Below are 4,233 nucleotides of genomic sequence, written 5' to 3' on the forward strand. Positions count from 1 at the left end.
GCTAACAGTTCCCCTGATCAAGCCTGTAGTGGACTTGCACCACCCAGTCATCCGACCGCCACCACGCGTGGTCGGAATAGCGCCTGTTAAGCCGCTACGCGCCATGCCTGGCGCACAACAAAAGACCCGTGCCTTGGCACGGGTCTGGGTAGTGACTCGATACGGTATGATCGAGTTAGGTGAATGTCAGGAGCCGCCGATGGTAACGGCAGGATTCTTGTGGATGGCGGATACACCACGCATTCCTGACCACATGTCTTCGCGACCTTCACGCCAGCCATTCAACCAGCTGGTGCGTAATTCTTCCTGTTGGGTTGGGCATTTTTCTCTGGATTGACCTGTTAACCCAGCCTTGTAACCACGAGTATAAACACTGTGTGCACGATCTCGTTTTTGACGCTTCATAGAGTACGGCCTCTCTTGTTTATTGTAAGATACAGCTTTCCATCTACTTCTGGCGGCAAGTCACCTCTTGGCAAGTGCCTCAGTTCTATTGATAAGCTAGATGACAGGTGAATGACAGCTTTTTTTATTTATCGTTTCAGACATTCTGATTGCCCAACACAATAGCTCGACAACCAAAGGTTGACCCATGACGTCCCTGAACCACCTCTACACCCTGCATATCACCTGCTCTCGCGGCCTTGAACAACTGCTGGCCGAAGAACTGCAACAACTGGGCTTTATTGCTGCAAGACCAAGAGTTGGGCGTGTCACGGGTGAGGCCACGCTGGAAAATGCCTATCGCGCCGTGCTCTGGTCACGGCTGGCTAACCGTGTATTGCTGCAGCTGGATGAAGCGGAAGTGCAGACAGCAGAAGAACTCAGCAACTGGCTGGCGCTGGTGGACTGGAGTGAACACCTGCTGGGTGACGGTAGCCTGACCATTGATGTTACCGGCACCACACCACAGCTGCGTAATACGCATGACACAGCCTTGAGGGTTAAGGATGCCATTGTTGATTATTTTAAACAGCAGCAGGATCGTCGCCCTAATGTTGATAAAACCCGCCCGGATGTGCGTTTTAACCTGCGTTTTGACAAGGCTCAGAAGGCGGTACTGAGTCTGGATCTGGGTGGGATCAGCCTGCATCAGCGCGCATACCGCCTGCAGGCGGGTCTGGCACCCTTAAAAGAAAACCTGGCTGCGGCACTTTTGTTGCGAGCCGGTTGGCCTCAAATGGCAAAAGAAGGTGCCGCCCTGCTGGATCCCTTCTGTGGCTCCGGCACCTTGCTGGCCGAAGCCGCTTTTATGGCGCTGGATATTGCACCGGGTCTGTTGCGTCCCTGGCACGGATTGGAAACCTGGCTGGGGCACCGCCCAAAAATCTGGCAGGATCTACTGGAAGAAGCCGAAACCCGTCGTACTGCAGCCGCCGGAATGGAGTTGAATCTGGAAGGCAGTGATCAGGATGCTCGCGTGATACAGATGGCGCGCGAGAATCTGGAGCGTGCCGGTCTGCTGCATCAAGTACGACTGATTGAACGGCCACTGAGTGCACTGCCTCCAGCCTTTGCGGAACGTGGCCTGTTGATCACCAATCCCCCTTATGGTGAAAGGCTGGATGAGCTGCCAAAACTGGCGGGGTTGTATGCCGAGCTGGGGCAGCGGGTGGCGCGGGATTATGCCGGTTGGAAGCTGGCACTTTTTACCAGCAATCAGGATCTGGCTTATCGCATTCCGTTGAAGCCCTACAAAAATTACCCGCTGCACAATGCCCTGCTGGAATGTCGCCTTTATCTGTTTGAGGTGCCGCAGCCCTCAGAAAGTGAATCACCTGCCGAGAAAACAACAACCGGTCAGGTACAAGCAGTTGAGCTGACACTCAGTGAAAGTGCACAGATGTTTGCCAACCGTTTAAGCAAGAACCTGAAAAAATTGTCGCGCTGGGTGAAGCGGGAGCAGATCGAATGTTATCGGGTGTACGATGCGGACATGCCGGAATACGCTCTGGCAGTGGATATTTACGGTGATCAGGTGCATGTGCAGGAATACGCACCACCGGCCAGTATTGATGAAGGCAAGGCACAAAAACGCCTGATGGAAGCTCTGCAAGCCATGCCTGCGGTGTTGGGAGTGTCAGCTGATGCCATCCACCTGAAACAACGTCGCCGCCAGAGTGGCAAACAGCAGTATGAAAAATTCGGCGGGCAGGGGGTGTTTTTCCCGGTACGTGAAGGCCAGGTGCAACTGCTGGTCAACCTCACCGATTATCTGGATACCGGCTTGTTTCTGGATCACCGCCCGGTGCGCCTGCGTGTTGCTGAAGAAGCCCGTGGCACGCGCTTCCTGAATCTTTTTTGCTACACCGGAGCCACAACGGTCCATGCTGCCGTGGGTGGAGCGATTCACACCACCAGTGTGGATCTGTCCAAAACCTATCTGGGCTGGCTGGAGCGCAACCTGCAGCTGAACAAGGTGGACATGAAGCGCCACAACTGGATGCAGGCCGATTGCCGCGAATGGTTAAAACAGGATCGGGGCGCTTATGATCTGATTTTTATGGACCCGCCGACCTTCTCCAATTCCAAGCGTATGCAGGGCACCCTGGATATCCAGCGCGATCAGGTGGAACTGGTCAGCCTTGCCATGAAGCGCCTGAGCACCGATGGTCTGCTGATCTTCTCCAACAACCTGCGAGGGTTCAAAATCAGCCCGCAGCTGGAAGAAGATTACGAGGTGGTTGATATTACCCGTAAAACCCTGCACCCGGATTTTGAACGCAACAGCAAAATCCACCAGTGTTTTGAAATTCGTCACCGCTGATCAGTGTTTACTCTTGTGGCTGGCCTTGTGCAGATACATGGCTTTGTCAGCGCGTTGCAAGAGTTCGGACGCGCTTTCAGCATGTTGCGGATAAATCGCCAGCCCCAGGCTGGCGCTGATTTGCAGGGTGGTGGCATCCAGCGGAAAGGGTTGAGCTACAACCGCTGCCAGTTTATCCATCACCTGTGCCGGTTCATTCGCTGTAGTGATCTGTGGCAGCAGTACCACGACTTCGTGACCCCAGGTGTCGTTCACGGGTTTAAAACAAAAAACGATGCTAGAGAATGAGCTGTTGGTAGGAAAAGCTGGCTGGAAAGGGGTTTTTCTACAGGCTCGTTAGGGCTGGTCGTAGTGACCGCCGATGGCAAAGATGTAAATTGATTTCTCATCAAAGCGATAGAGTGACTGCTCCCCGCCCTAAGCGCTAAAGCGCCACGGGCGAGGCTTCCAACTTCTCAGGCAGCAACTGGTGCGTGACCAGATTGACGCTTGCCTCCATTGGCAGAGACCGACAGTCCTGCGGCCTTTAATTTCAAAACACCCTGCGCTCGAATGTTGAGCGCAGCATTGATGTCTCGATCATGCCTGACTGAACAAGCGGGACACTGCCAGTCGCGTACTTTCAGAGACAACTCTTCCAGCTTGTGTCCGCAGCAAGAGCAGGTCTTGGAGCTGGCAAACCATTGATCAATTTTGATCAGGTGTTTGCCTTGCTCTTTGGCCTTATGTACGGTATTTCCGTACAAATATAGCAGGCTTGCCCTAACAATACCAAGCACGGCGATGCCTTCTTCGCTCCGGCTTTGCCTTCTCTACAAGCCGCGCGTGTTGGCGACGTTAAATTACCGCATCAGTTACTTGCACAGTATATTATACATGATACACTTGTCCTATATTTTGTACAAAAAGGCGGTAAAGATCATGAGAGTCATAAGTTTCTCAGATGCTAGAAACAAGCTGAAAAGTGTTTTGGATCAGGTTGTTGGCGATGCTGACTATACTATTATTACCCGTAGGGACGCAGAAGATGCGGTGGTGATGTCCTTGGATCAGTTTAATGGTCTTATGGAAACTGTCCATCTGCTCAAAAGTCCAGCTAATGCTGCTCATCTCTCAAAATCTATTAAGCAATACCGGGCAGGCAAAACAGAGCAGCATGGATTAACTGATGATTGAGATTCTTTCATGGACTAGAGAGGCTTGGTCAGACTATCTGTACTGGCAAACACAAGATAAGAAAACGCTGAAGCGTATCAACAAGCTTATTCAGGACGCTCAGCGGTCACCCTTCGAGGGCCTGGGTAAACCTGAGCCGTTAAAAGAGAACCTGGCAGGCTTCTGGTCTCGGCGCATTGATGAGAGCAATCGGTTGGTCTATGCCGTTGATGACAAGCAGCTCACCATCATTTCATGTCGATACCACTATGAAAAGTAATTTAACAAGCTAGTGCCCATCCAGAAACACG

General features: G+C 52.4%; 6 protein-coding genes. 3 read left to right on the forward strand and 3 right to left on the reverse strand.

The genetic code is table 11. The features are described 5' to 3' along the window. Positions 1–186: 186 nt before the first annotated feature. Positions 187–405: a ribosome modulation factor gene (locus IBX50_RS17745; protein ID WP_292257642.1), complete on the reverse strand. Its 219-nt coding sequence runs from the start codon at positions 403–405 to the stop codon at positions 187–189. A 187-nt stretch (positions 406–592) separates the two neighbouring features. Here IBX50_RS17745 and rlmKL point away from each other — a divergent pair, with 187 nt between their 5' ends. Then, complete coding sequence (gene rlmKL, locus IBX50_RS17750; RefSeq protein ID WP_292257644.1) at positions 593–2,767, forward strand: bifunctional 23S rRNA (guanine(2069)-N(7))-methyltransferase RlmK/23S rRNA (guanine(2445)-N(2))-methyltransferase RlmL; 2,175 nt, start codon at positions 593–595, stop codon at positions 2,765–2,767. Here rlmKL and IBX50_RS17755 read toward each other — a convergent pair whose 3' ends face one another. Both IBX50_RS17755 and IBX50_RS17760 read right to left on the reverse strand, forming a co-directional pair. Further along, complete coding sequence (locus tag IBX50_RS17755; RefSeq protein WP_292257646.1) at positions 2,768–3,022, reverse strand: diguanylate cyclase; 255 nt, start codon at positions 3,020–3,022, stop codon at positions 2,768–2,770. It abuts the gene before it with no gap. Positions 3,023–3,222: 200 nt separating this feature from the next. Beyond that, positions 3,223–3,546 (reverse strand): zinc ribbon domain-containing protein, encoded by a 324-nt coding sequence (locus IBX50_RS17760; protein ID WP_292257648.1) that lies wholly within the window; start codon positions 3,544–3,546, stop codon positions 3,223–3,225. 142 nt (positions 3,547–3,688) lie between these two features. Here IBX50_RS17760 and IBX50_RS17765 point away from each other — a divergent pair, with 142 nt between their 5' ends. Next, entirely contained in the window at positions 3,689–3,943 is a 255-nt protein-coding gene (locus IBX50_RS17765; RefSeq protein ID WP_292257650.1) for a type II toxin-antitoxin system Phd/YefM family antitoxin, read from the forward strand. Then, positions 3,933–4,202, forward strand: coding sequence for a Txe/YoeB family addiction module toxin (locus tag IBX50_RS17770; RefSeq protein ID WP_366930750.1), 270 nt, complete (start codon positions 3,933–3,935; stop codon positions 4,200–4,202). The genes IBX50_RS17765 and IBX50_RS17770 overlap by 11 nt, the downstream gene beginning before the upstream one ends. The last annotated feature ends 31 nt before the right edge of the window (positions 4,203–4,233 follow it).

It is taken from the genome of Marinospirillum sp., assembly GCF_014859565.1.

Bases quoted from the DNA above. Each gene is read 5' to 3' on its own strand.
- IBX50_RS17745 (WP_292257642.1), bottom strand. From the start codon at position 405: ATGAAGCGTCAAAAACGAGATCGTGCACACAGTGTTTATACTCGTGGT.
- rlmKL (WP_292257644.1), top strand. From the start codon at position 593: ATGACGTCCCTGAACCACCTCTACACCCTGCATATCACCTGCTCTCGC.
- IBX50_RS17765 (WP_292257650.1), top strand. From the start codon at position 3,689: ATGAGAGTCATAAGTTTCTCAGATGCTAGAAACAAGCTGAAAAGTGTT.